Origin of the sequence: Mesorhizobium escarrei, assembly GCF_935825525.1 — a bacterium.
In the GTDB taxonomy this organism is placed as follows: domain Bacteria; phylum Pseudomonadota; class Alphaproteobacteria; order Rhizobiales; family Rhizobiaceae; genus Mesorhizobium; species Mesorhizobium escarrei.
Genome location: NZ_CAKXZT010000140.1, coordinates 105,628 through 129,335 on the forward strand (window position 1 = coordinate 105,628; position 23,708 = coordinate 129,335).

Sequence of the window (23,708 nt, forward strand, 5' to 3'; positions counted from 1 at the left end):
AGACTGTTTCGAAATTCGCTCTGGCGAGTCATATGGTGGTGGTTTCGAGACCCGGCGCGCAGCGGACATTAGAGCGCTGAGTGTCCAATTGGACGCGCAAATGACAAAGGACCAAAGGACGCTCTAACACTTTGCATTTGCGCATGATCCTTTTCCGGAAACCGAAATCGGTTTCCGGGGTCATGCGCTGGTCCGTGAGCACCGGAAGCGCAGAAAAACGCCATCAGTTCCAAACGGTCTCTCAGAACGCGCGGAAGGTGACGACCGTAAACGTGTCCTTGATGCCAGGAAGAATCTGCACCTTCTCGTTGACGAAGTGGCCGATGTCTTCCTCGTCGTCGACATAGAATTTGGCGAGCAGATCGTAATCGCCGGCTGTCGAGTAGATTTCCGAGGCGATCTCGGCATCGGCCAACGCGCCGGCAACGTCATAGGATTTGCCCAGATCGCACTTTATCTGCACGAAAAATGCCTTCATTGCCCGGTCCTGCTCAGCTTGCACGCATAAGCGGCCCTTGTGGCAGAGTGCCGCCCGGCTTTCAAGCTTCAGGACGGCGCTCAGGCGGAACCCGACTTGGAGGAAGAAGCTTAACTGCAGCCAACCGGCGAATGTTCGCGGCGTGCTGAAACCGTGAATCTCTGCCGAGCACCTGAGGGCTCGATCACATCGCCGGGATATCGCCCCTAGCCCAACCCTCGGAAATCTCTGCCGCCCGCGCCTCGAAGATGCCGGCTTCGATGGCGGCACGAACGTCCTGCATCAGCTTCTGATAGTAGGAAAGATTGTTCCAGGTCAGAAGCATCGCTCCCAGCGCTTCTTGCGAGCGCACCAGATGGTGCAGGTAGGCGCGTGAATAATCTCTGGCGGCCGGGCAGTCGCTCTCCTCGTCCAGCGGGCGCGGATCGTCGGCATGGCGGGCGTTGCGCAGATTGACCTTGCCGCGCCTTGTATAGGCGAGGCCATGACGGCCGGCGCGTGTCGGCATCACGCAATCGAACATGTCGATGCCGCGCGCCACCGATTTCAATATGTCGCCAGGCGTGCCGACACCCATCAGATAGCGCGGCCTGTCCGCCGGCAGCTCCGGGCAGGTGATGTCGAGCATTTCGAGCATCACCGCTTGCGGTTCGCCGACCGCCAGCCCGCCGATCGCGTAGCCCTTGAGGTCCATCGCTTTCAGCGCCTGCGCCGAGCGCAGCCGCAGGGCCGGTATGTCGCCGCCCTGGACGATGCCGAACATCGCCTTGCCCTGCTGGTCGCCGAACGCCGTCCTGCAACGCTCGGCCCAGCGCAGCGACAGCTCCATCGCCCGCTCGATCTCCTTCTCCACGGCCGGCAGCGCGGTGCATTCGTCGAGCTGCATCTGGATGTCGGCGCCGAGCAGTCCCTGGATTTCGATCGAGCGCTCGGGCGACATCTCATAGGCGGTGCCGTCGATATGGGAGCGGAAGGTGATGCCCTTTTCGGTCAGTTTCCTCAGCTTCGACAGCGACATCACCTGGAAGCCGCCGCTATCGGTCAGGATCGGATGCGGCCAACGGGCGAATTCATGCAGACCGCCAAGCCGCGCCACACGCTCGGCGCCCGGCCGCAGCATCAGATGATAGGTGTTGCCAAGGATGATGTCCGAGCCGACGCCGCGCACCTGATCCATATACATGGTCTTGACCGTGCCGCCGGTGCCGACCGGCATGAAGGCCGGCGTGCGGATTTCTCCGCGCGGCATGGTGACGGAGCCGCGCCGCGCTTTGCCGTCGGTCGCCAGCACCTTGAAGGTGAACGCTTTAGTCATTGAATTCCTTGTTCTATACCGGGCGCGCCTCCATCGTTCTCCTCCTTGAACAGCAGACTTGCATCTCCGTAGGAGTAGAACCTGTAGCGGTTCTCGATGGCATGCGCATAGGCCGCACGCATCGTTTCCAGACCGCAAAACGCCGAAACCAGCATGAACAGCGTCGAGCGCGGCAGATGGAAATTGGTCATCAGCATGTCGGAGGCCTTGAAGCGATAGCCGGGCGTGATGAAGATATCGGTCGGACCCGACCATCCGGCCAGCGTGCCGTCCTCCCGCGCAGCGCTCTCCAGCAGGCGCAACGACGTCGTGCCGACGGCGATGATGCGCCCGCCACGCGCCTTTGCCGCGTTCAGCGCCTTGGCGGTTTCCCGGCTGACCGAACCGATCTCGGCATGCATCTTGTGATCGGCGGTGTCGTCGACTTTCACCGGCAGGAACGTGCCGGCGCCGACATGCAAGGTGACGAAGCGCCGTTCGACGCCCTTGGCATCGAGCGCGGCGAAAAGCTCGGGCGTGAAATGCAGGCCGGCCGTGGGTGCCGCGACAGCCCCCTCCTCCCTGGCATATATCGTCTGGTAGTCGCTGCGGTCGCGTTCGTCGTCGTCGCGCTTCGAAGCGATGTAAGGCGGCAGCGGAATGTGGCCGACGGCGTGCAGCGCCTCATCGAGAAACGGACCTGAAAGGTCAAAACCAAGCAAAGCCTCGCCGGCCCCGCCCTTCTCGATCACCGTGGCATCGAGCTGACCGAGAAAGCAGGAATTGGCGTCATGGCCGAAATGGATGCGGTCACCGGCGGCGATGCGCTTGCCCGGCCGCATGAACGCCAGCCAGCGGTCCGGCGCCACCCGCATATGCAGCGTGGCTTCGATTTGCGCCGCCGCTTCGCCGCGCCGCCTGATGCCCTTCAACTGTGCCGGAATAACCCTGGTGTCGTTGAAGACCAGCACGTCACCGGCCTCGAGCAGGGACGGCAGCTCGCGCACCGTCCGATCTTCGAGGCCCTCACCCGGTCTGACGACCAGCATTTTGGCGCTGTCGCGCGGTTCTGCCGGTCGAAGCGCGATGCGCTCCTCCGGCAGATCAAAGTCGAAAAGATCGACGCGCAAGAAAATCCCGCTTCAAAATTCCGGCCAGGTCACCGCCACTGCAAACGATCGATTCCGTCGCCAGCGCCGGAGCTGCCGCCGCGGCAAGCATCAAAGTGATAGCCGCGACAGCCAAGTAGGTCATTTCACGTCGGCCGCGACCTTCAGCGACACGATCTTGTCGGGATCCGGCACCGGCTCGCCGCGCTTGATCTTGTCGACATTGTCCATGCCTTCGATGACCTGGCCCCAGACCGTGTATTGGCGGTTGAGGAAGGCGGCATCGTCGAAGCAGATGAAGAATTGCGAGTTGGCCGAGTTCGGGTTCTGCGAGCGCGCCATCGAGCAGGTGCCGCGGCCGTGATTGGCGTTGGAGAACTCCGCCTTCAGGTCGGGCTTGTCGGAGCCGCCGGTGCCGGCGCGCGCCGGTGCGAAAGAGGGCTTGCTGGAATTGCCGAATTTCACGTCGCCGGTCTGCGCCATGAAGCCGTCGATGACGCGGTGGAACACCACGCCGTCATAAGCGCCTTCGCGCGCCAGTTCCTTGATGCGGCCGACATGGCCAGGCGCCAGATCCGGAAACAGTTCGATGACGACCTTGCCCTTGGTCGTTTCCATGATGAGCGCGTTCTCGCGGTCCTTGATCTCGGCCATGTCAGAATATCCTTTGAAAAAATGGGTTTACTTGCCGTCGGCGGCGATGCGCACCTTGATCATGCGATCGGGATCGGTGACGACCCCGTTCTGCGCAGCGTCGCCTTTCTTGATCTTGTCCACCAGTTCCATGCCGTTCTCGACATTGCCGACGATGGTGTACTGGCCATCGAGCGGCGGCGCCGGCGCGAACATGATGAAGAACTGCGAATTGGCGGAATCCGGGTCCTGCGAGCGGGCCATCCCGACCACGCCACGTTCATAGCGCTCGGTCTTCGAGAATTCGGCCGGCAGGTCGGGAAGATCGGAGCCGCCGGTGCCGACAGCGTCGGCGCTGAAGCCGTTCTTCATGTTGCCGAACTTCACGTCGCCGGTCTGCGCCATGAAGCCGTCGATGACGCGGTGGAAAGCGACGTTGTCATAAGCGCCCTGGCGCACCAGCTTCTTGATCTGCTCGACATGCTTTGGCGCGAGATCGGGCCTGAGCGCGATGGTCACGTCGCCGTCCTTCAGCGTGATGATCATCGTGTTTTCCGGATCGGCGGCGAACGCCGAAACGGATGCGGTCACAAGACCGAAAAGAACGACAAAGCAGGTGGCGAGCCTGTTGAGCTGCATGGATCTTTCTCCGAAAACCTTTGTTTTACGCATGTCGTTGCCCCAAACCGGGTATCCACTTTAGGCGACATGCATTATTTTGCGAATTTGGCGGTGAGTGCGCCAGCCACGGCCGCCGGCACGAAGGGGCGGATGTCGCCGCCCATCGAGGCTATCTGACGGACAAGTGTGGCGGTAATGGTTCGCACCGAAGGGCTGGCGGGCAGAAAAACCGTCTGCAGTTCGGGCGCCATGGTCTCGTTCATACCGGCCATCTGCATCTCGTAGTCGAGATCGGTGCCGTCGCGCAGGCCACGGATCATGATCGAGGCGCCCTGCTTCCTGGCAGCGTCGATGACCAGCCCGTCGAAAGCGACGACCTTGATGCGCGCGCCGTCGCGGCCGAATTCGGCCCTCGTCGCAGCTTCGATCAGGTCGACCCGCTCCTCGAACGAAAACAGCGGCTTTTTGCCGGGATGAATGCCGATCGCCGCATAGACGGTGTCCGCCACGGCCAGCGAGGCCTTCAGCACGTCGAGATGGCCGTTGGTCGGCGGGTCGAAGGAGCCGGCATAAAGGGCGATGCGTTCGGTCATGGCAGGTGCTTCTAGCGAGCCTCTCTCGCAAAGGCAAATCCGATCAGCGAGCCGCCAATGCATGTCGCCGCAAAAGCATACCCTCGGGCCTGACCCTGGGCCTGACCCAGGGCCTGACCCGAGGGCGCGCAGCGGTTTGGAACAACGGCATCCACCCAAACGGGGACTTCAAAACGCATCGCCTAATCGCGATGCGCTTCGAGTGAACCTTCTGGCTGAGATGAACGACCAATGAATGGGCCGATCACGAAGGCTTCACGCAGCGTTCATTAGATTGCAGCTTCAGAAGATGAAACCAAAACCCCATTTGATCGTTGCTAGGTGCAGGAGAACACGCACATGCTGATCTACATGCTCGCCACTGCAATGACCGTCGCCATGCTAATCGCCACCGTATTCGGGTTGCATCAGGAAGCTGAGCGCGTCCGCGCCAAGTCCAATGCCAAGCAGTTCGGAGGCTTCGGTATCCGCAAGCCTCAACGGCATTTCTAAACCCGGCCGTTATCTGTTGACGGCGCCGGTCCATCGGGCCGGCATTGCCCACCCATCAAGACCTACTCGGCGTTATTGTCCGGGCCACCGCCTTCAGTACCGGTATCCAGAGTTGCGTCGCCCTCGACACTCTCTTCGGCTTCGTCGTCGGATTGCGGCTCCGATATCCGCTCCACGGAAACGACCTTCTCGCCGTCGGCCGTGTTGAAGATGGTCACGCCCTTGGTGGCGCGGCTGGCGAAGCGAATGCCGTTGACCGGCACGCGGATGACGGTGCCGCCATCCGAGACAAGCATGATCTGGTCGTCATTGCCGACCGGGAAGGTTGCCACCAGACGGCCGATCTCGGCCACTTTCGACACATCGGTGGCGCGGATGCCCTTGCCGCCGCGCCCTGTCAGGCGGAAATCATAGGAAGACGAGCGCTTGCCGTAGCCATATTCCGTCACCGTCAGCACGAACTGCTCGTGTGCCTTGAGGAATTCGTAGCGCTCGTCGGACAGCTCCGTCTCCTCGCCGACCTCCTCATTGGTGAGCTGGAAGTCTTCGTCCTCGCCCGCCGCAATGCCGGCAGCGAGCCGCCGTTCGGCCGCCACCCGCTTGAGATAGGCGGCGCGCTCAGCCGGCGGCGCATCGACATGTTCGATCACCGCCATCGAGATCACCCGGTCGGTGGCAGCCATGGCGATGCCGCGGACGCCGACCGAGTTGCGGCTCTGGAAAACGCGCACGTCGCTGACCGAAAAGCGTATGCACTGGCCGGAGCTTGCGGTCAGCAGCACGTCGTCATTGTCGGTGCAGGTCTCGACGCCGAGTATCTCGTCGCCTTCCTCTTCCAGCTTCATGGCGATCTTGCCGTTGCGGTTGACCTGGATGAAGTCCGACAGCTTGTTGCGGCGCACTGTGCCGCGCGTCGTGGCGAACATCACGTCGAGCTCGCCCCAGCTGGTCTCGTCCTCGGGCAGCGGCATGATGGTGGTGATGCGTTCACCCTGCTCCAGCGGCAGCATGTTGATCAGCGCCTTGCCGCGCGACTGCGGGTTGCCGATCGGCAGGCGCCACACCTTTTCCTTGTAGACAATGCCGCGCGAGGAGAAGAACAGCACCGGCGTGTGCGTGTTGGCGACGAACAGCCGGGTGACGAAATCCTCTTCCTTGGTCGACATGCCGGAGCGGCCTTTGCCGCCGCGGCGCTGCGCCCGGTAGAGCGACAACGGCACGCGCTTGATGTAGCCGGAATGGCTGACCGTCACGACCATGTCCTCGCGCTGGATCAGGTCCTCGTCTTCCATATCTGCCCCGCCCTCGGACAGTTCGGTGCGGCGCGGGGTGCCGAACTCGTCGCGCACGGCTGCAAGCTCGTCCTTGACGATCTGCTGAATGCGGGCGCGCGACGACAGGATATCCAAGTAATCCTTGATCTCGTCGCCGATCGTGTTCAACTCGTCGGCGATTTCGTCGCGGCCGAGCGCGGTCAGCCGCTGCAGGCGCAATTCGAGGATGGCGCGGGCCTGCTCCTCGGACAGATTGTAGGTGCCGTCCTCGTTGATGCGGTGGCGCGGATCGTCGATCAGCAGGATCAGCGATTCGACGTCGCCCGAGGGCCAGCGCCGCTCCATCAACTGCTCGCGCGCCGTCTGCGGGTCCGGCGCGCTGCGGATCAGCTTGATGACCTCGTCGATGTTGGCGACGGCAATGGCAAGGCCGACCAGCACATGGGCGCGGTCGCGCGCCTTGCGCAGCAGGAATTTCGTGCGCCGGCTGATTACGTCCTCGCGGAAGGCGACGAACGCCTTCAGCATGTCAGTCAGCGTCAGCAATTCCGGCTTGCCGCCGTTCAGCGCCACCATATTGGCGCCGAACGACGTCTGCAGCGGCGTGAAACGGTAGAGCTGGTTGAGGATGACGTCGGCGACCGCGTCGCGCTTCAGTTCGATGACGACACGGTAGCCCTGGCGATCGCTCTCGTCGCGGATGTCGGAAATGCCCTCGATGCGCTTGTCGCGCACCAGCTCGGCCATCTTCTCGATCATCGACGACTTGTTCACCTGGTAGGGAACCTCGGTGATGACGATCGATTCACGGTCGTTGCCGCGCGCCTCGACGTTGACGCGGCCGCGCATGACGATGGAGCCGCGGCCGGTCGAATAGGCGCTGTAGATGCCGGAACGGCCGAGCACGATGCCGCCGGTCGGGAAATCAGGCCCTGGAATGATCTCCATCAGCGCCGGCAGATCGATCGCCGGATTGTCGATGAGGGCAATGGCGCCGTTGCAGACCTCGCCCAGATTGTGCGGCGGGATGTTGGTGGCCATGCCGACGGCGATACCGCCGGAGCCGTTGACCAACAAATTGGGAAAGCGCGCCGGCAGCACTTTCGGTTCGCTGCCGGACGCATCATAAGTGTCCTGGAAATCGACGGTGTCCTTGTCGATATCTTCCAGCAGCTCATGCGCGACCTTGGTCAGCCGCGATTCGGTATAACGCATCGCCGCCGGCGGATCGCCGTCGATCGAGCCGAAATTGCCTTGCCCGTCGATCAGCGGCACGCGCAGCGACCAGTCCTGCGCCATCCGCACCAGGGCGTCGTAGATCGAGGCGTCGCCGTGCGGATGGTATTTACCCATCACGTCGGCGACCGGACGCGCCGACTTCACATATTTGCGGTTCCAGTGATAGCCGCTCTCATGGGCGGCGTAGAGGATGCGGCGATGCACCGGCTTCAGGCCGTCGCGCACATCAGGCAGCGCACGGCTGACGATCACGCTCATCGCGTAATCGAGATAGGAGCGCTGCATCTCCTCGATGATGGATATCGGCTCGATGCCGGTGGGCCCGCCATCGGCGCCGCGCGGTGTCTTCTGGTCGGTCAAATCAGGTCACAATCTAATCGGGAATCACTCGGTGCTTATATAGGAAGCCGGGTCGAAACTCCAACGTCCGCGACAGTTTTCCAGTGTCGATTTTTGTGGTGATTTCAAAAGGATATCACGCATTGCGACGATATGGCCGAGGCGCTTTTCGTGTCCATCGCGGCAAAGCTCATTGTCAGGCCAACTTTGCCTCACAAAGCCGGAACGGCAGATGTATCCGGCGCTTTATCGCGCGCTGCCGGAGCCGGTAGGCGCCGGGCGTCTCTCCCATCACGCGCCGAAAACGACGGTTGAAGGTCGACAAATCGTTGAACCCTGCCTCGAAGGCGATCGTCGAGATTGGCTCGTCCGACATGCGCAGCCGCACCGCTGCCCTGTGCAGCCGGGTTTTCAGCAGGAACTGGTAGGGCGTCATGCCCGCGACGTGTCGGAAAGTGCGCAGGAAATGGTAGGGACTGGTCGCCGTCTCGCTTGCAAGCTCGGCAAGCGAGACCGGCCGGTCGGCATCCAGCTCAATGCGCCGCACCGCCTCCGCGACACGTTTTTGGTCGCGACGGCTCGGCGCCTGGGCAGCAGGCGTGATACCGGAGGCGACGGCTGCGCCGGCAATCCGCAAACCGAGTTCCTCGAACGCCTCGATGTCGGCCATCTCGCGCGCGGCTTCGGCCGCGGCCAGCAGCGGTACCAGCGCAGACAGAGGCGGCAGCCGCGGCGTCTCGAAGGCCAGCTTCTTCGTGCCCGGCGTGTCGGCGACGATCTGTTCCATATAGGCCGGAATGAAATGATAGGAGAGGCAGCGGTCGCCGGCGTCATGCTCGTGCCCACACTCGTAGCAGGTGCCAGGGTTGCCGAGCAGAAGCGCGCCCGGCGTCAGCATCGCCGTGCCCTGGCGTGCGCGGTAGCGGAAGGTGCCGTTGGTCACCGCGGCGACGCAGAAATTACGATGCTCTTCCTCGAACGGGCGATCGGCGGCGCCGGCGGTGCAGACCACGTCCAACACCCGCCAGCCTTTTCCGGACGCCAGTGTATGCACGCTCGTCGTCATGGCCGAAACATAGCAATTTTTCCCAAGCGCAAGAAGCCTGCCAGGGCCTATTCCCTCCAGCCTCCTGACAACAAGAGACCGCAACCATGTTCAATTCATCCTCCTTTGCCGAAGCCCTGCACAGCGACGGGCCAGCCGCGAACCTTGCCGAAAAACTGAACCTTTACGGCCGCTTCGTCGGCGCCTGGACGTTCGACGCCACGCGCCATCTCGAAGACGGCGAGGTGCTGACCGGGCGCGGCGAGGTGCATTTCGGCTGGGTGCTCGAGGGCCGCGCGATCCAGGACGTATGGATCCTGCCCGCGCGGAACACTGGCGCACAGGCTTCCCTCGGCGCCTGGACCTTCTATGGCACGACACTGCGCGTCTATGACCCCGGCGTCGACGCTTGGCATATCTTCTGGAGCGATCCGCGCACCCAGTATTACAGCCGCCAGCTCGGCCGCGCCGAGGGCGACACCATCGTCCAGCAAGGCACCGACGGCACCGGCGCCTCGGTGCGCTGGAGTTTTTCCAGGATTACCGAAGATTCGTTCCGCTGGCGGGGCGAACGCTCGCAGGACGATGGCGCGACCTGGCGGCTCGAAGTCGAGTTCCTGGCGCGGCGCGTCGCCAGTACCTGACCCGCACGGTTTCCCCTGCCGCCGCTTTGCTCTACCAATGCTGGGGTCTCGGGCACGGCCCGGCGGGGAGGGTCAGAGATGCCGAGCTTCGACAGCCTGTTCAACGCCTTCGTTACCATTCTCGTGACCATCGACCCGCCTGGCCTGGCGCCGCTCTTCCTCGCCGTGACGCGCGGCATGAACCGCGGGGAACGCAACCAAGTTTCCGTGCGCGCCTCGATCATCGCTTTCCTTGTGATGGCGCTGTTTGCAATCGCCGGCGCATCGATCCTGTCGGTGTTCGGCATCACGCTGCCGGCGTTCCGCGTCGCCGGCGGATTCCTGCTGTTCTTCATCGCCTTCGAAATGGTGTTCGAGCGACGGCAGGACCGCAAGGAGAAGATCGGCGACGTCGCCATCACCAAGGACATGATCCACAACATCGCCGCCTTTCCGCTGGCGATTCCGCTGATCGCCGGTCCGGGCGCAATTTCAGCGACGGTCCTGCTCTCCGGTTCTTTTCCAGGTTTTGGCGCGCAGGCAGCCCTTGTCGGCATCATCGCGATCTGCCTTGTCATCACCTACCTGGTGTTCGTGCTGGCCGAGCGCATCGACCGTATCCTCGGCCAGACCGGCCGCTCGATCCTGACACGGCTGCTCGGTGTCATCCTGGCGGCGCTCGCGGTGCAGTTCGTCGCCGACGGCGTCAAGGCGTTGATGGCGACATAGGAGCTGTCCTACTTTGCCGTATCGATGACTTCGAAGTCGTGCGTGATCGCGGCGGTCTTGGCCATCATTGCCGAGGCCGAACAGTATTTTTCGATCGAAAGCTCGATCGCCCGCTTCACCTTGTCGTGCGACAGCCCTCGGCCCTTGACGACGAAATGCATATGGATGCGCGTGAACACCCGCGGCTCCTTCTCCGCCCGGTCGGCATCGAGTTCGACCACGCAGTCTTCGACCGCCTCGCGGCCCTTTTCGAGGATGTGGACGACATCATAGGCCGAGCAGCCGCCAGTGCCGAGCAGCACCAGTTCCATCGGGCTCGGTCCCGGCGTCTTGCCTTCCACTCCGAACGCAGTGCCGAGCACCAGCTTGTGCCCACTGGCGGACTCGCCGACGAAGGTGCGCTCCTCGACCCATTTGACTCGTGCTTTCACCAGATTTTTCCTTGCAGGCGTTCGAACCGATCACTGGCCGAACACGACCGCGTGCATGATACGGCCGGGCAGCAGCGTGAACACCCCCGCGCCGATCAGCGCGAAAACATAGAGCTTGATCATGGCACCGCGATGCGCGGTGATTTTATGGCTGTGAGCATACCACACCGCCAGCGGCACGGTGATCAGCACCAGGATCGACAGGAGATGGATCGGGCTGAACGGACCGATCAGGCGTATCTCCTGGATCCAGAAACTCGAGATGGCGATGAGCAGCATCAACGCCGCCCAGATATAGCCGAATACGCGGTGGCGAGGCGTGCCTTTCGGCAACGCCAGTTGTGCTCCGCCTATCGCCAGTGCGGCACAGGCCGCAAACGCGTGCCACGGGATGGGAGGGGGCGCGGATAGCAGCGGTCCGAGAGACATCTCGCCCTCTCCTCAAATGCCCCTGGCATTGACTCAGAACGGGATTTCGTCGTCCAGCTCGCGCGACGAACCACCGCCGCCACCCTTGTTGCCGCCACCGCCGCCGCGATTGAAACTCTCGCTCGGGCCGGACTGCCCGAAATCGGAACCGCGGCTCGCGCCACCGCCGGCATAGCTGCCGACCTGACCGCCCTCGCCCTGCCCGCGTGCGTCGAGCATCTGCAGCTCGCCACGGAATTTCTGCAGCACGATTTCGGTCGTGTAGCGGTCATTGCCGGTCTGGTCCTGCCATTTGCGCGTCTGCAATTGGCCCTCGACATAAACCTTGGCACCCTTCTTCAGATACTGCTCGGCGACCTTGGCGAGCTGCTCGTTGAAGATGACAACATTGTGCCACTCGGTCTTCTCCTTGCGCTCGCCGGAAGTCTTATCGCGCCAGCTTTCCGAGGTGGCGACGCGGATATTGACGACCGGCTCACCCGAATTCAAACGGCGGATTTCCGGGTCCGCCCCGAGATTGCCCACCAGAATGACCTTGTTGACGCTACCCGCCATGATACTTCTCCGCGCTCATCCGAAACAGAATTTCTGTCGCTCACCTTATAGACTGAGGACAATCCCCGCCTGCCGTGGCTGCCTTTTCCCACAAGGTTTTTGTTCTCTTTTCGTTCTTAGGCTCATCAATCTCTACTGTCAAGGAATGTCAGCAATCGATTGGGTCCGCCGCTCCATCCCATATGGGCGCGAAAAGACTGCTTGCCAAACCAATAAGTATCCACTTATGCTTTGACCATGATCGAGGCAGAGATTTTTCGAGCGCTTTCCGACCGGACGCGACGCGCCGTCTACGAACGGCTCGCCGCCGGCGAGATGACCGTATCGGAACTGCGCAGCGGCATGACCGTGTCGCAGCCGGCCGTCTCGCAGCATCTCGCGGTGCTGCGCGGCGCCGGCCTGGTGGCCGAGCGGCGAGCCGGCCGCAACGCCTATTATCGCGCCGATCCGCAAGGGCTTGACCCTCTGCTCGGCTGGATCGAGCGTTACCGTGCGTTCTGGCCCGAGCGTATCGAACGGCTCAAGGCGGTTTTGAAGGATATGGACCAATGACGGCACAGCATTCAAACATGGCGGCAGACTCGATCGAGTTCGAGTGCGAGCTTCCAGACCCGCCGGAAAAAGTGTGGCGGGCGCTGACGGCGCCGGACCTGCTCGCGGCCTGGATGATGCCGAACGACATCAAGCCGGAGATCGGCAGCCGCTTTGCCTTTGCCAAGGCTGATGGTCAGATCGAGTGCGAAATCCTCGACGCCGAGCCCGAACGCCTGCTGCGTTATTCCTGGCGGGAGCGGCCGGCGCCTGGCAATACCGCGGATCCGCTCACCAGCCCGCTGGACAGCCCAATGGATAGCATCGTCACCTTCACGCTCGACCGCACTGTGTCGGGCGGGACGCATCTGCATATCATCCACGACGGATTTGCGCGAGTAGCTACGCCTGCGGTTGCCGGCGCCGGTTGCCGGCTTTCGCTCAACGCACACAACCCCAGACAGACCATAGCCGCAAACACGCCGCGCCTCGTCTTGCGCGCGGCCTGAACTGCACAACGGAGAAAAGCGATGAGCGGTTTTGCCAATCTGGTGCCGATGGTGATCGAGCAGTCGAGCCGCGGCGAACGCGCCTTCGACATTTTTTCGCAGCTGCTGCGCGAGCGCATCGTCTTCATCAACGGTCCGATCGACGATGGTGTGTCGGCGCTGGTCTGCGCCCAGCTCCTGTCGCTGGAATCCGACAATCCAGACAAGGAGATATCGCTCTACATCAACTCGCCGGGCGGTGTGGTGACCAGCGGCTTCGCCATCTACGACACGATGCAGTACGTGTCTTGCCCCGTATCCACCGTCTGCATGGGCTTTGCTGCGTCGATGGCCTCCTTCCTGCTGATGGCCGGCACACCGGGGCGACGCATCGCGCTGCCCAACACCAGCATCGTGCTGCACCAGCCGCTGGGCGGCTTTCAGGGCCAGGCTTCCGATATCCAGCGCCACGCCGAAGGCATCCTCAGGACCAAGCGGCGCATGACCGAGCTTTACGCGCACCACTGTGGTCGCACGTTCGAAGAGGTCGAACGCACGCTTGACCGCGACTATTTCATGACCGCCGCGGAGGCAAAGACATGGGGCCTTGTCGATCATGTCTTTGATAGGCGCAAACAGGCGGCTTGAAAGCCGAACGCCATGAGCGATAACCGCCAAGCCGTTCGGCCAGTTTGATCGCCACCGGTCTGGCTTCGGCCAGAATGCGGCGATACAGTCCGCCGATGTCTGAGATTTCACGCATTTGCTTGAACCGGCTGATTATCGGTATCGCCGTCGCGGCGATTACCTCCGGCACGGCGTTCGCCAAAGACAATTCAACGCCGCCGCACGAAGGCACGCTGCCCGGCGTGACCAACGACTACCGCGTCGCCACGCCGGCTGCCGAACCCGACGATGCAGCACCCGCCAGCGGCAACAGCCAGTTCAAGATTGGCGATACCGACGTCAGGATTTCCGGCAGCATAACCTTCGATGTCGGCACCGGCGCAATCAAAGCCCCCGGCGATAGGACACGTCCATCGGCCATCATCGCCGCCATAATGTCAGGAATGTCAGGGCACTCGTGCGCGCTTGCGCCACTGAAACAAACAGCCCCGCCGCTGCTTCCGCAAACGGTCGGGGCTTTTTTGGATCTAAAATCCAATTTGCCGGGAGTACACTGCCGGCTTTTGATCTCGGATGCTTCGCGGCGTTCGGCCGACGATCCGACTAGTAGTCTCTGATTTTCATTGGGATCGGCAGGTCACGGTTTGTCGGGCGGCGCAAACGCCTGGCCCTGGCACTTATGCCTGCCGCGGCTCCAGCGACACGTGGAGCCTCAAGGGACTGTCCGGTGGAGTCATTCCTCTGCTCTCCTCTTCTGTCCATTGCGACTGGTGTCGTCCGAAGCGCATATCGCAAAAGCCTGCGGCGTCTCGCAGGCCGCCTTAGGCGGCGAGGCCATCGATAGACGGACGGCTTCGGGTGACGACTGGAGTCTGACTCCCTGACGCGTAGACGTCAACAGTTGGATAGCCGATTTACCAAAAACGTGATCGCTTATGTGGCGAATCCGCAATTTGCATCCGCTTTGAGCAGCGCGGCGTCGGCCGTGGATTACATGACGCATTTTGTCAGGAGCTTGTTCGGCCTTTGTTCTTTCCGCTTGCTCGCCCGCGCGAAAGACGATTAAAGGCTTGGTCGAGAGTTGTGGCGTCTCTCGAAACGGTGGCTAAATTACCTACATAGGGGATGGCCGGGACAACCCGCCATCCCACGAGATTCCAGATCTGAGGCGGCGACCGGCGATGGCCGACCATAAATATCTTTCCATTCGCGGGGCGCGCGAACACAATCTGAAGAATGTCGATCTCGACCTGCCGCGTGACAGCCTGATCGTCATGACAGGCCTGTCGGGGTCCGGCAAGTCGTCGCTCGCCTTCGATACCATCTATGCCGAGGGCCAGCGCCGCTACGTCGAGAGCCTGTCGGCCTATGCGCGGCAATTCCTCGAAATGATGCAAAAACCTGACGTCGACCAGATCGACGGATTGTCGCCGGCCATCTCCATCGAACAGAAGACCACGTCGAAGAACCCGCGCTCGACGGTTGGCACCGTCACCGAGATCTACGACTATATGCGGCTGCTGTTCGCGCGCGTCGGCATCCCCTATTCGCCGGCCACCGGCATGCCGATCGAGAGCCAGACGGTGTCGCAGATGGTTGATCGCGTGCTGGCGGTCGAGGAAGGCACCCGGCTGTTCATCCTGGCGCCGATGGTGCGAGGCCGTAAAGGCGAATACCGCAAGGAACTGCTGGAGCTGCAGAAGAAGGGTTTTCAGCGCGTCAAGGTCGACGGTGTCTTTTACGAAATCGCCGACGTGCCAGCGCTGGACAAGAAGTACAAGCATGACCTCGACGTCGTCGTCGACCGCATCGTCGTACGCGGCGATCTGGCGACGCGGCTTGCCGATTCCATCGAGACCGCGCTGAAGCTCGCCGACGGGCTGGCGGTTGCCGAATTCGCCGACCGGCCGCTCGACGCCAGCCAGACCGGCGAGGATTCGGTCAACAAGTCGAAGAACGAGACGCATGAGCGCATCCTGTTCTCGGAAAAGTTCGCCTGCCCGGTGTCCGGCTTCACCATTCCCGAGATCGAGCCGCGGCTGTTCTCCTTTAACAACCCGTTCGGCGCCTGCCCGACCTGCGACGGCCTTGGCAGCCAGCGCGCCATCGACGCCAGCCTGATCGTGCCCGACGACAATCTGTCGCTGCGCGGCGGCGCCGTCAGCCCATGGGCGAAATCGACGTCGCCCTACTACGTGCAGACGCTGGAGGCGCTGGGCAAGGCTTATGGCTTTAAGCTCGGCGACAAGTTCCGGGACCTGACCGAAGAGGCAAAGCAAGCCATCCTGCACGGCACCGGCGAGCGCGAGGTCACTTTCCAGTACGATGACGGGCTGCGCTCCTACCAGACGACAAAGACCTTCGAGGGTGTCATCCCCAATCTCGAGCGGCGCTGGAAAGAAACCGAATCCGCCTGGATGCGCGAGGAGATCGAGCGCTTCATGTCGGCGACGCCTTGCCCGGCATGCCACGGCTACCGGTTGAAGCCGGAAGCGCTTGCGGTGAAGATTGCCGGCAAGCACATCGGCGAGGTCACCGAGCTGTCGATCCGCAAGGCCGACCAATGGTTCACCGAGCTGCCCTCCGCACTCAGCGGCAAGCAGAACGAGATCGCGGTGCGCGTGCTCAAGGAAATCCGCGAGCGGCTGCGCTTCCTCAACGATGTCGGGCTCGACTACCTGACGCTGTCGCGCAATTCCGGCACGCTGTCGGGCGGCGAGAGCCAGCGCATACGGCTGGCCTCGCAGATCGGCTCCGGCCTCACCGGCGTGCTCTATGTGCTGGACGAGCCGTCGATCGGCTTGCACCAGCGCGACAATGCGCGCCTGCTCGACACCCTGAAGCATCTGCGCGACATCGGCAACACGGTGATCGTCGTCGAGCATGACGAAGACGCCATCCTGCATGCCGATTATGTCGTCGATATCGGCCCGGCTGCCGGCATCCACGGCGGCCACATCATCGCGCAGGGAACGCCGCAGCAGATCATGGCCAGCCCGGCCTCGATCACCGGCAAATATCTGTCCGGCGAGCTCGAAGTGGCGACGCCGGCGGTGCGGCGCGAGGCCAAGAAGAACCGGCGCCTGAAGATCGTCGGCGCGCGCGGCAATAATCTGAAGAACGTCACCGCCGAAATCCCGCTCGGCACTTTCACCGCCGTCACCGGCGTCTCCGGCGGCGGCAAGTCGACCTTCCTGATCGAGACCTTGTTCAAGGCGGCGTCGCGCCGCATCATGGGCTCGCGCGAGCACCCGGCCGATCACGACCGCATCGAGGGCCTCGAGTTCCTCGACAAGGTCATCGATATCGACCAGTCGCCCATCGGAAGGACGCCGCGCTCCAATCCCGCCACCTATACCGGCGCCTTCACGCCGATCCGCGACTGGTTCGCCGGCCTGCCGGAGTCCAAGGCGCGCGGCTATCAGCCAGGTCGCTTCTCGTTCAACGTCAAAGGTGGCCGCTGCGAGGCCTGCCAGGGCGACGGCGTCATCAAGATCGAGATGCACTTTTTGCCCGACGTCTATGTCACCTGCGACGTCTGCCACGGCAAGCGCTATAACAGAGAGACGCTCGACGTCCTGTTCAAGGGCAAGTCGATTGCCGACGTGCTCGACATGACGGTCGAGGAAGGCGTCGATTTCTTCGCCGCCGTGCCCGGCGTGCGCGACAAGCTGGAGACGCTGAAGCAGGTCGGCCTCGGCTACATCCATGTCGGCCAGCAGGCGACGACGCTGTCGGGCGGCGAGGCGCAGCGCATCAAGCTCGCCAAGGAACTGTCGCGCAAGGCGACCGGCAAGACGCTCTACATCCTCGACGAGCCGACCACCGGCCTGCATTTCCACGATGTCGCCAAGCTCTTGGAAGTGCTGCACGAGCTGGTCGACCAGGGCAACACGGTGGTCGTCATCGAGCACAATCTCGAGGTGATAAAAACCGCCGACTGGGTGCTCGATCTCGGTCCCGAAGGCGGAGATGGCGGCGGCGAGCTGGTGGCCTCAGGCACGCCGGAGGACATCGTCCGCGAGAAGCGAAGCTACACCGGCCAGTTCCTTAGGGACCTTTTGGAGCGGCGGCCCGGAGGCAAGCGCGAAGCGGCGGAGTGAGTGAAGGCTGGCTGGCGTTTGAAAGAACCTTCAAATGAAGATCAGAAGAGCGCTTGCCGGTGATCTTAATACTGTCGTCCGGCTGACGGAAGCCGCCTATGCGCCGCCCTACGCCCAATCCGCTTTTCGACATGGCTAAAGCTGGGGAAACGATCGCTACGGCCTGATCTATTTCAACCCGGGAGGACGACAGTGACTCAATCTGGAAAAATCCGCGCCGGCATGGGCGGCTGGACCTTCGAGCCGTGGGACGCGTCCTTCTACCCGGACAAGTTGTCCAAGGCGAAGCAGCTGCAATACGCAACCCGGCAGGTGCCGAGCATCGAGGTCAACGGCACCTATTATTCGAGTTTCAAGGAGCCGACCTTCGTCAAATGGGCAAACGAGGCGCCGGATGGCTTCGTCTATTCGCTGAAGGGCAACCGTTTCGTCACAAACCGCCGCGTGCTCGGAGAGGCCGGCGAGTCGATGACACGTTTCCTGGGATCGGGCGTCGTCGCGCTCGGCGACAAGCTCGGGCCGATCCTGTGGCAGTTCGCGCCGACCAAAAAATTCGACGCGGACGATTTCGAGGCTTTCCTCAAGCTGTTGCCTGAAAAGCAGGACGGCATTGCGCTGCGCCATGCGGTCGAGGTGCGCAACGACAGTTTCGTCGTGCCGGAATTCGCCGCACTGGCGCGTCGATACAAGGTCGCCATCGTCTACGCCGACCACGCCAAATATCCGGCAATCGCCGACGTCACCGGCGATTTCGTCTATGCCCGGCTGCAGACCGGCAGCGACGACAATCCCGACTGCTACACGCCAAAGGCGCTCGACGAATGGGCGGCGCGGGCAAAGACCTGGGCGCAGGGCAAGGCGCCGGCCGACCTGCCGCGCGCCGATCCCTCAACCGAAGCACAGGTCAAACCGCGGGATGTGTTCGTCTACTTCATCACCGAAGGCAAGGCCCGCGCGCCGTTCGGCGCCATGGCGCTGATGAAGCGCGTCACAGGCTGACGTTGGCGGCACAGCGCATCCACCCTTCTGTCACGCCGCCACCACGACTTCGTTGTAGGCATCGAGATCGACGAAGAACACCTTGGTTAGCTCCGCGATCAGTTGGTCGTGGTCGTATCCTTGCGATTTCAGAATATCGATGGCGTTCATGATGTCGACGCGCTCGGTAAGCCGTCGTTTCTGGTAGTCCTCGAGGTAACGTTCCATCGGCTGCCCTGGCCAAGTGCCCCAAATGCGTTTGAACAACGATCAGATCGCAGTTGGGGGCTGCTTGCACGGAACGTGCCGGCTGAGCCTGCGCCTCACCTTGATCTGTCAACGAGACTGATACGGAAAGCGGCCGACTCAACAAGGCCAAGTAAAGCCTAGCATGCAATCTTCAGCGCGCCAGAGGCGTTCAGGAAAGACTGAGCGGGCCTTCGTGATTTCGTCATCCTTGGGCGCAGCGGCGCGAAGCGGAGCGAAGACCCAAGGATCCATGCCGTAACTTCAGAGCGTCGCCACGAGGCAGAATCCAGGATGGGTGCGCCGGAGAACGGGGCTATCTTGACCGCTGCACTCTTTGGCTGACGGCACGGCATGGATCCTGGGGTCTGCGCCGCGTCGCTTCGCTCCTTGCTTCGCCCCAGGATGAAGACGGAAGAGATGGTTCGGCTAATCTCGAGGGTCTGCGATTAAACAGTCAGGAACTTGCGGACATCCGCCCGGTCGAGATCCTCGGCCGGGCCGGTGTGGACGATCAGGCCGCGGTCCATGATGTTGACTTCGTCGGCCAGTTCCCGGCAGAAATCGAGATACTGTTCGACCAGCAGCACGGCGATATCTGCCTGGTCGCGCAGATAGCGGATGGCGCGGCCGATATCCTTGATGATCGACGGCTGGATGCCCTCGGTTGGCTCGTCGAGCACCAGCAGTTTCGGCCGCATCACCAGTGCCCTGCCAATGGCAAGCTGCTGCTGCTGGCCCCCGGACAAGTCGCCGCCGCGGCGCGCGAGCATCTGCTTCAGCACCGGGAACAATTCGAAGACGTAGCCGGGAATGTTGCGGTCGGCGCGCTTCAATGGCGCAAAGCCCGATTCGAGGTTTTCCCGCACGGTGAGCAGCGGGAAGATCTCCCTGCCCTGCGGCACGAATGCGATGCCCGACCGGGCGCGATCATACGCCGCGCTCCGGTCGAGCGCCTTCCCCTCGAAGGCAACGCTTCCGCTCGTCAGCCGGTGGTGGCCGACGATCGATCTCATCAAACTGGTTTTGCCGACGCCGTTGCGGCCGAGCACGCAGGTGATCTTGCCCGCGCCCGCCTTCAGCGAGACGCCACGCAGCGCCTGGGCGGCGCCGTAATGCAGCGTGGCGTTGGAGACTTCGAGCATGGTCAGCGCTTTCTCCAACGCCTGAAGAACGAAAGGTCGAAATGATGGAACGGAACGCGCCAGACCATGATCATCTCCCCAGGTAGACTTCGACGACACGCTCGTCGGCCGAAACGAAATCGAGCGAGCCTTCGGACAGGACAGAACCTTCGTGCAGGCAGGTGACCTTGACGCCGAGCTCGCGCACGAAATGCATGTCATGCTCGACGACAATGACCGAGTGGTCGCGCGCAATATCCTTGAGCAGCCGCGCGGTCTCCTCGGTCTCGGCGTCGGTCATACCGGCGACCGGTTCGTCGACCAGCAGCAGCTTCGGATCCTGCGCCAGCAGCATGCCGATCTCGAGCCATTGCTTCTGTCCGTGGCTGAGATTGGCGGCGAGCTCGTCGCGCTTGTCGCCCAGCCGGGTGATGCCGAGGATATTGTCGATCTGCCGCGCCTCCGCCGCCGAACGGCGATGGAACAGCGCCGGGAAGATCGAGCGTGGGCCCTTCAGCGCCAGCATCAGGTTCTCCTCGATCGTGTGGCTTTCGAAGACCGTCGGCTTCTGGAATTTCCTGCCGATGCCCATCATGGCGATCTCGGCCTCGTCATGTTTCGTCAGGTCGACCTGCCCGTCGAAGTAAACCTCGCCCGCGTCGGGGCGCGTCTTGCCGGTGACGATGTCCATCATCGTGGTCTTGCCGGCGCCGTTCGGACCGATGATCGCCCGCATCTCGCCCTTGTCGAGCACCAGCGACAAATTGTTGATGGCGCGAAAGCCGTCGAAGGAGACCGAGACCCCGTCGAGATAGAGGATGGTGTTGCTCCTAGACATCGCTCACTCCGCCGGCTGCGGTTCGGGGCCCGACGCGGACCAGTCGCCAGGCGTTCTCGCAGCCGAGCGAATGATCTTCGGCGGTGGCGGGACGGCAGGATCGGTGCCAGACTCCTCATTGATCGAGGCCGCGCGTAGCGCCCTGGCATTGCCCCGCCAGGAATCCCACATGCCGACAATGCCCTTGGGCAGGAACAGCGTGACGGCGACGAACAGTCCGCCCAGCGCAAACAGCCAGAACTCCGGCAGAACGCCGGTGAACCAGGATTTGCCGGCATTGACCACGAGCGCGCCGATGATCGGCCCGACGATGGTGCCGCGTCCGCCGACGGCCGCCCATACCACGACCTCGATCGAATTAGACGGCTCGAACTCGCCTGGATTGATGATGCCGACCTGCGGCACGTAGAGCGCGCCGGCAATGCCGGCCATGACAGCCGACACGGTGAAGGCGAACAGTTTGACGTTCTCGGCGCGCCAGCCGAGAAAGCGCGTGCGGCTCTCGGCGTCGCGCACCGCCATCAGCAGCTTGCCGTATTTGGAACCGACGATCGCCCAGGTGACGAGGACGGCGAGCGCCAGCGTGACGGCGCTGGCCGCGAACAATGCCGAGCGTGTCGCATCGGCCTGCACGTTGAAGCCGAGAATATCCTTGAAATCGGTCAGGCCGTTGTTGCCGCCGAAACCCATGTCGTTGCGGAAAAACGCAAGCAGCAGCGCATAGGTCATCGCCTGGGTGATGATCGACAGATAGACGCCGGTGACGCGGCTGCGGAAGGCGAACCAGCCGAAGACGAAGGCGAGCAGGCCGGGCACCGCCAGCACCATGATCGCGGCAAACCAGAAATGATCGAAACCGTACCAGAACCATGGCAATTCCCCATAATTCAGGAACACCATGAAGTCCGGCAGCAGCGGATTGCCGTAGACGCCGCGCGAACCGATCTGGCGCATCAGATACATGCCCATCGCGTAGCCGCCGAGCGCGAAGAAGGCGCCGTGGCCGAGCGAAAGGATGCCGCAGTAGCCCCAGACGAGATCGAGCGCCAAGGCGAGCAGCGCGTAGCAAAGATACTTGCCGGTGAGCGCGACGACATAGGACGGCACGTAGAAGGAACTTGTCGGCGCGACCGCAAGATTGAGCAGCGGCACGATGATGGCGACCGCCAAAAGGATGAAGATCGTGATGGCGATGCGGCGGTCGGCGCCGGCGGCGAAGAAGCGTCCCGTGATCATGCTTCCACCGACCTGCCCTTCAGCGCGAACAGGCCGCGCGGGCGTTTCTGGATGAACAGGATGATGAGGACCAGCACGACGATCTTGCCGAGTACCGCCCCGGCATAGGGTTCGAGAAACTTGTTGACGATGCCGAGCGAGAAGGCGCCGACCAGCGTACCCCAGAGATTGCCGACGCCGCCGAAGACGACGACCATGAAGCTGTCGATGATGTAGCCGCGGCCGAGATTGGGCGAGACATTGTCGATCTGGCTGAGCGCGACACCGGCGATGCCGGCAATGCCAGACCCCAGCGCAAAGGTCAGCGCGTCGACCCACGGCGTCCTGATGCCCATCGAAGCGGCCATGCGGCGGTTGGCGGTGACGGCGCGCATCTGCAGGCCCCAGGGGGTGCGCTTCATCACATAAAGCAGCACCGCGAACACGCCGAGCGCGAAAACCAGTATCCAGAGCCGGTTCCAGGTCACGGCAAGCTGGCCGATGCCGAACGAACCCGACATCCATGACGGGTTGCCGACCTCCTGGTTCGTCGGCCCGAAGATGGTGCGCACGGCCTGCTGCAGGATCAGCGAGACGCCCCATGTCGCCAGCAGCGTCTCCAGCGGCCGGCCGTAGAGAAAACGGATCACGCCCCGCTCGATGACGAGGCCGACGAGCGCCGCGACCGAGAAGGCCAGCGGCAGCGCGATAACCAGCGACCAGTCGAACAGGCCGGGAAAGGAGTTTCGGATCACCTCCTGCACGACAAAGGTCGTGTAGGCGCCGAGCATTACCATTTCGCCATGCGCCATGTTGATGACACCCATGACGCCGAAGGTGATGGCGAGGCCGATCGCCGCCAGCAGCAGCACCGATCCGAGGGAAATGCCGTACCAGATGTTCTGGCCCGCATCCCACAGCGCCAGCGTCGAATTGATGTTGGCGATCGCCGCCGTCGCCGCGTCCTTGACCGCGCCTTCGGAATTGGCCTCGACGGCGGTGAGCAGGGACAGGGCGTTGCGATCGCCGCGCCCGCCGATCAGGGCGACCGCCGCCAGTTTGTCGGCCTCGGGCCTGTCGGAGACCATAACCGATGCGGCGCGGGCCTGTTCGAGCAGCGCTTTGACGCTTCCCACGGTTTCGCTGGCGATGGCGGCATCGAGCGGCTCGATGTTTGTCGCGTCGGGCGTCTTGAACATGGTGTCGGCGGCGGCAATGCGCGCGGCCGGATCTTTCGCGCCGAGCGTCAGCGTGCCCAGCGCATCGCGGATGGCGCGGCGCAGCGTGTTGTTGACCTTGATCTTGGTGATCTCGCTTTTGGCCGCGTCGCCCGATTTTTCACCGCTCAGCGGGTCGAGCAGCGCAACGCTGCCGCCAGCTGCCTTGCCGATGAAAACCAGCGAATCGGCCTTGCGGACGTAAAGATCGCCCTCGGCAAGCGCGCCAAGCGGACGTTCGACGGCAGTGTCACCGGTGGCGACGAGCTCGCGCACGACAGCTTCGGTGGCCGAGAAATTCGAGGCAGTGGCAAATTTGGCGATGATGGCGCGCAGATCCGCTTCGGCAGCGTTCGACGGCGACAGCATCCCCAGGAGGAGCAGCAGCGTCAGGCCGATCGCGCGGGTGAGGACCATCGATTTCTGGCGACTCTTGAGGGTTGAAACTTCGCGTCCG

General features: G+C 62.8%; 25 protein-coding genes. 9 read left to right on the forward strand and 16 right to left on the reverse strand.

The features are described 5' to 3' along the window. Positions 1 to 241: 241 nt before the first annotated feature. From NMG80_RS22585 to coaD, 6 genes are all read right to left on the reverse strand, one after another. On the reverse strand, positions 242 to 478 hold the full coding sequence (locus tag NMG80_RS22585) for an Lrp/AsnC ligand binding domain-containing protein (RefSeq protein WP_095492825.1): 237 nt from the start codon (positions 476 to 478) through the stop codon (positions 242 to 244). 184 nt (positions 479 to 662) lie between these two features. Next, positions 663 to 1,793, reverse strand: coding sequence for a tRNA guanosine(34) transglycosylase Tgt (gene tgt / locus NMG80_RS22590; protein ID WP_254020158.1), 1,131 nt, complete (start codon positions 1,791 to 1,793; stop codon positions 663 to 665). Then, positions 1,790 to 2,902, reverse strand: a complete 1,113-nt coding sequence (gene queA, locus NMG80_RS22595; protein ID WP_254020159.1) for a tRNA preQ1(34) S-adenosylmethionine ribosyltransferase-isomerase QueA — start codon at positions 2,900 to 2,902, stop codon at positions 1,790 to 1,792. The genes tgt and queA overlap by 4 nt, the downstream gene beginning before the upstream one ends. 120 nt (positions 2,903 to 3,022) lie before the next feature. Continuing rightward, entirely contained in the window at positions 3,023 to 3,535 is a 513-nt protein-coding gene (locus NMG80_RS22600; protein WP_091593716.1) for a peptidylprolyl isomerase, read from the reverse strand. Between the two features lie 27 nt (positions 3,536 to 3,562). Then, positions 3,563 to 4,153, reverse strand: a complete 591-nt coding sequence (locus NMG80_RS22605; RefSeq protein WP_254020160.1) for a peptidylprolyl isomerase — start codon at positions 4,151 to 4,153, stop codon at positions 3,563 to 3,565. Between the two features lie 74 nt (positions 4,154 to 4,227). Further along, positions 4,228 to 4,728 carry a pantetheine-phosphate adenylyltransferase gene (coaD, locus tag NMG80_RS22610; RefSeq protein ID WP_254020161.1) on the reverse strand — a complete coding sequence of 167 codons (501 nt, stop codon included), beginning with the start codon at positions 4,726 to 4,728 and terminating at the stop codon, positions 4,228 to 4,230. A gap of 339 nt (positions 4,729 to 5,067) precedes the next feature. Here coaD and NMG80_RS22615 point away from each other — a divergent pair, with 339 nt between their 5' ends. Continuing rightward, the gene (locus NMG80_RS22615; protein WP_254020162.1) at positions 5,068 to 5,220 is read left to right on the forward strand and encodes a hypothetical protein; all 153 of its coding nucleotides are present in this window, start codon (positions 5,068 to 5,070) and stop codon (positions 5,218 to 5,220) included. Between the two features lie 62 nt (positions 5,221 to 5,282). Here the strand turns inward: NMG80_RS22615 and gyrA are convergent, their stop codons facing one another. Continuing rightward, positions 5,283 to 8,093, reverse strand: a complete 2,811-nt coding sequence (gyrA, locus tag NMG80_RS22620) for a DNA gyrase subunit A (RefSeq protein WP_254020163.1) — start codon at positions 8,091 to 8,093, stop codon at positions 5,283 to 5,285. A gap of 175 nt (positions 8,094 to 8,268) precedes the next feature. Then, positions 8,269 to 9,138, reverse strand: coding sequence for a helix-turn-helix transcriptional regulator (locus NMG80_RS22625; protein ID WP_254020164.1), 870 nt, complete (start codon positions 9,136 to 9,138; stop codon positions 8,269 to 8,271). An 86-nt stretch (positions 9,139 to 9,224) separates the two neighbouring features. Here NMG80_RS22625 and NMG80_RS22630 point away from each other — a divergent pair, with 86 nt between their 5' ends. Both NMG80_RS22630 and NMG80_RS22635 read left to right on the forward strand, forming a co-directional pair. After that, positions 9,225 to 9,761, forward strand: a complete 537-nt coding sequence (locus tag NMG80_RS22630; protein WP_254020165.1) for a hypothetical protein — start codon at positions 9,225 to 9,227, stop codon at positions 9,759 to 9,761. 78 nt (positions 9,762 to 9,839) lie between these two features. Then, entirely contained in the window at positions 9,840 to 10,469 is a 630-nt protein-coding gene (locus tag NMG80_RS22635; protein WP_254020166.1) for a MarC family protein, read from the forward strand. Positions 10,470 to 10,477: 8 nt separating this feature from the next. On the opposite strand, the gene NMG80_RS22640 is transcribed toward NMG80_RS22635, so the two are convergent. The 3 genes from NMG80_RS22640 to NMG80_RS22650 are packed head-to-tail and all read right to left on the reverse strand — an operon-like array spanning position 10,478 to position 11,884. Further along, complete coding sequence (locus tag NMG80_RS22640) at positions 10,478 to 10,900, reverse strand: OsmC family protein (RefSeq protein WP_254020167.1); 423 nt, start codon at positions 10,898 to 10,900, stop codon at positions 10,478 to 10,480. A gap of 30 nt (positions 10,901 to 10,930) precedes the next feature. Next, entirely contained in the window at positions 10,931 to 11,329 is a 399-nt protein-coding gene (locus NMG80_RS22645; RefSeq protein ID WP_254020168.1) for a DUF2306 domain-containing protein, read from the reverse strand. A gap of 33 nt (positions 11,330 to 11,362) precedes the next feature. Continuing rightward, positions 11,363 to 11,884: a single-stranded DNA-binding protein gene (locus tag NMG80_RS22650; protein WP_301943382.1), complete on the reverse strand. Its 522-nt coding sequence runs from the start codon at positions 11,882 to 11,884 to the stop codon at positions 11,363 to 11,365. A 237-nt stretch (positions 11,885 to 12,121) separates the two neighbouring features. Here NMG80_RS22650 and NMG80_RS22655 point away from each other — a divergent pair, with 237 nt between their 5' ends. From NMG80_RS22655 to NMG80_RS22680, 6 genes are all read left to right on the forward strand, one after another. Then, on the forward strand, positions 12,122 to 12,436 hold the full coding sequence (locus NMG80_RS22655) for an ArsR/SmtB family transcription factor (RefSeq protein ID WP_254020169.1): 315 nt from the start codon (positions 12,122 to 12,124) through the stop codon (positions 12,434 to 12,436). Continuing rightward, on the forward strand, positions 12,433 to 12,924 hold the full coding sequence (locus NMG80_RS22660; protein WP_254020170.1) for an SRPBCC family protein: 492 nt from the start codon (positions 12,433 to 12,435) through the stop codon (positions 12,922 to 12,924). Before NMG80_RS22655 ends, NMG80_RS22660 begins: the two co-directional genes overlap by 4 nt. A gap of 21 nt (positions 12,925 to 12,945) precedes the next feature. Then, entirely contained in the window at positions 12,946 to 13,551 is a 606-nt protein-coding gene (locus NMG80_RS22665; RefSeq protein ID WP_254020171.1) for an ATP-dependent Clp protease proteolytic subunit, read from the forward strand. 44 nt (positions 13,552 to 13,595) lie between these two features. Then, the gene (locus NMG80_RS37380; protein ID WP_367185989.1) at positions 13,596 to 14,147 is read left to right on the forward strand and encodes a hypothetical protein; all 552 of its coding nucleotides are present in this window, start codon (positions 13,596 to 13,598) and stop codon (positions 14,145 to 14,147) included. Positions 14,148 to 14,711: 564 nt separating this feature from the next. Continuing rightward, a complete protein-coding gene (gene uvrA / locus NMG80_RS22675; protein WP_254020172.1) occupies positions 14,712 to 17,633 on the forward strand; it encodes an excinuclease ABC subunit UvrA in 2,922 nt (973 codons plus the stop codon). A 192-nt stretch (positions 17,634 to 17,825) separates the two neighbouring features. Next, entirely contained in the window at positions 17,826 to 18,632 is an 807-nt protein-coding gene (locus tag NMG80_RS22680; protein ID WP_254020173.1) for a DUF72 domain-containing protein, read from the forward strand. A gap of 30 nt (positions 18,633 to 18,662) precedes the next feature. On the opposite strand, the gene NMG80_RS22685 is transcribed toward NMG80_RS22680, so the two are convergent. The 5 genes from NMG80_RS22685 to urtB form a co-directional block, all read right to left on the reverse strand. Then, complete coding sequence (locus NMG80_RS22685) at positions 18,663 to 18,839, reverse strand: hypothetical protein (RefSeq protein ID WP_254020174.1); 177 nt, start codon at positions 18,837 to 18,839, stop codon at positions 18,663 to 18,665. A 467-nt stretch (positions 18,840 to 19,306) separates the two neighbouring features. Next, entirely contained in the window at positions 19,307 to 20,002 is a 696-nt protein-coding gene (urtE, locus tag NMG80_RS22690) for an urea ABC transporter ATP-binding subunit UrtE (RefSeq protein WP_254020175.1), read from the reverse strand. Positions 20,003 to 20,072: 70 nt separating this feature from the next. Beyond that, positions 20,073 to 20,819: an urea ABC transporter ATP-binding protein UrtD gene (gene urtD / locus NMG80_RS22695; protein WP_254020176.1), complete on the reverse strand. Its 747-nt coding sequence runs from the start codon at positions 20,817 to 20,819 to the stop codon at positions 20,073 to 20,075. A 3-nt stretch (positions 20,820 to 20,822) separates the two neighbouring features. After that, entirely contained in the window at positions 20,823 to 22,055 is a 1,233-nt protein-coding gene (urtC, locus tag NMG80_RS22700) for an urea ABC transporter permease subunit UrtC (protein WP_254020177.1), read from the reverse strand. After that, positions 22,052 to 23,668 (reverse strand): urea ABC transporter permease subunit UrtB, encoded by a 1,617-nt coding sequence (gene urtB, locus NMG80_RS22705; RefSeq protein ID WP_254020178.1) that lies wholly within the window; start codon positions 23,666 to 23,668, stop codon positions 22,052 to 22,054. Before urtB ends, urtC begins: the two co-directional genes overlap by 4 nt. Positions 23,669 to 23,708 lie beyond the last annotated feature (40 nt).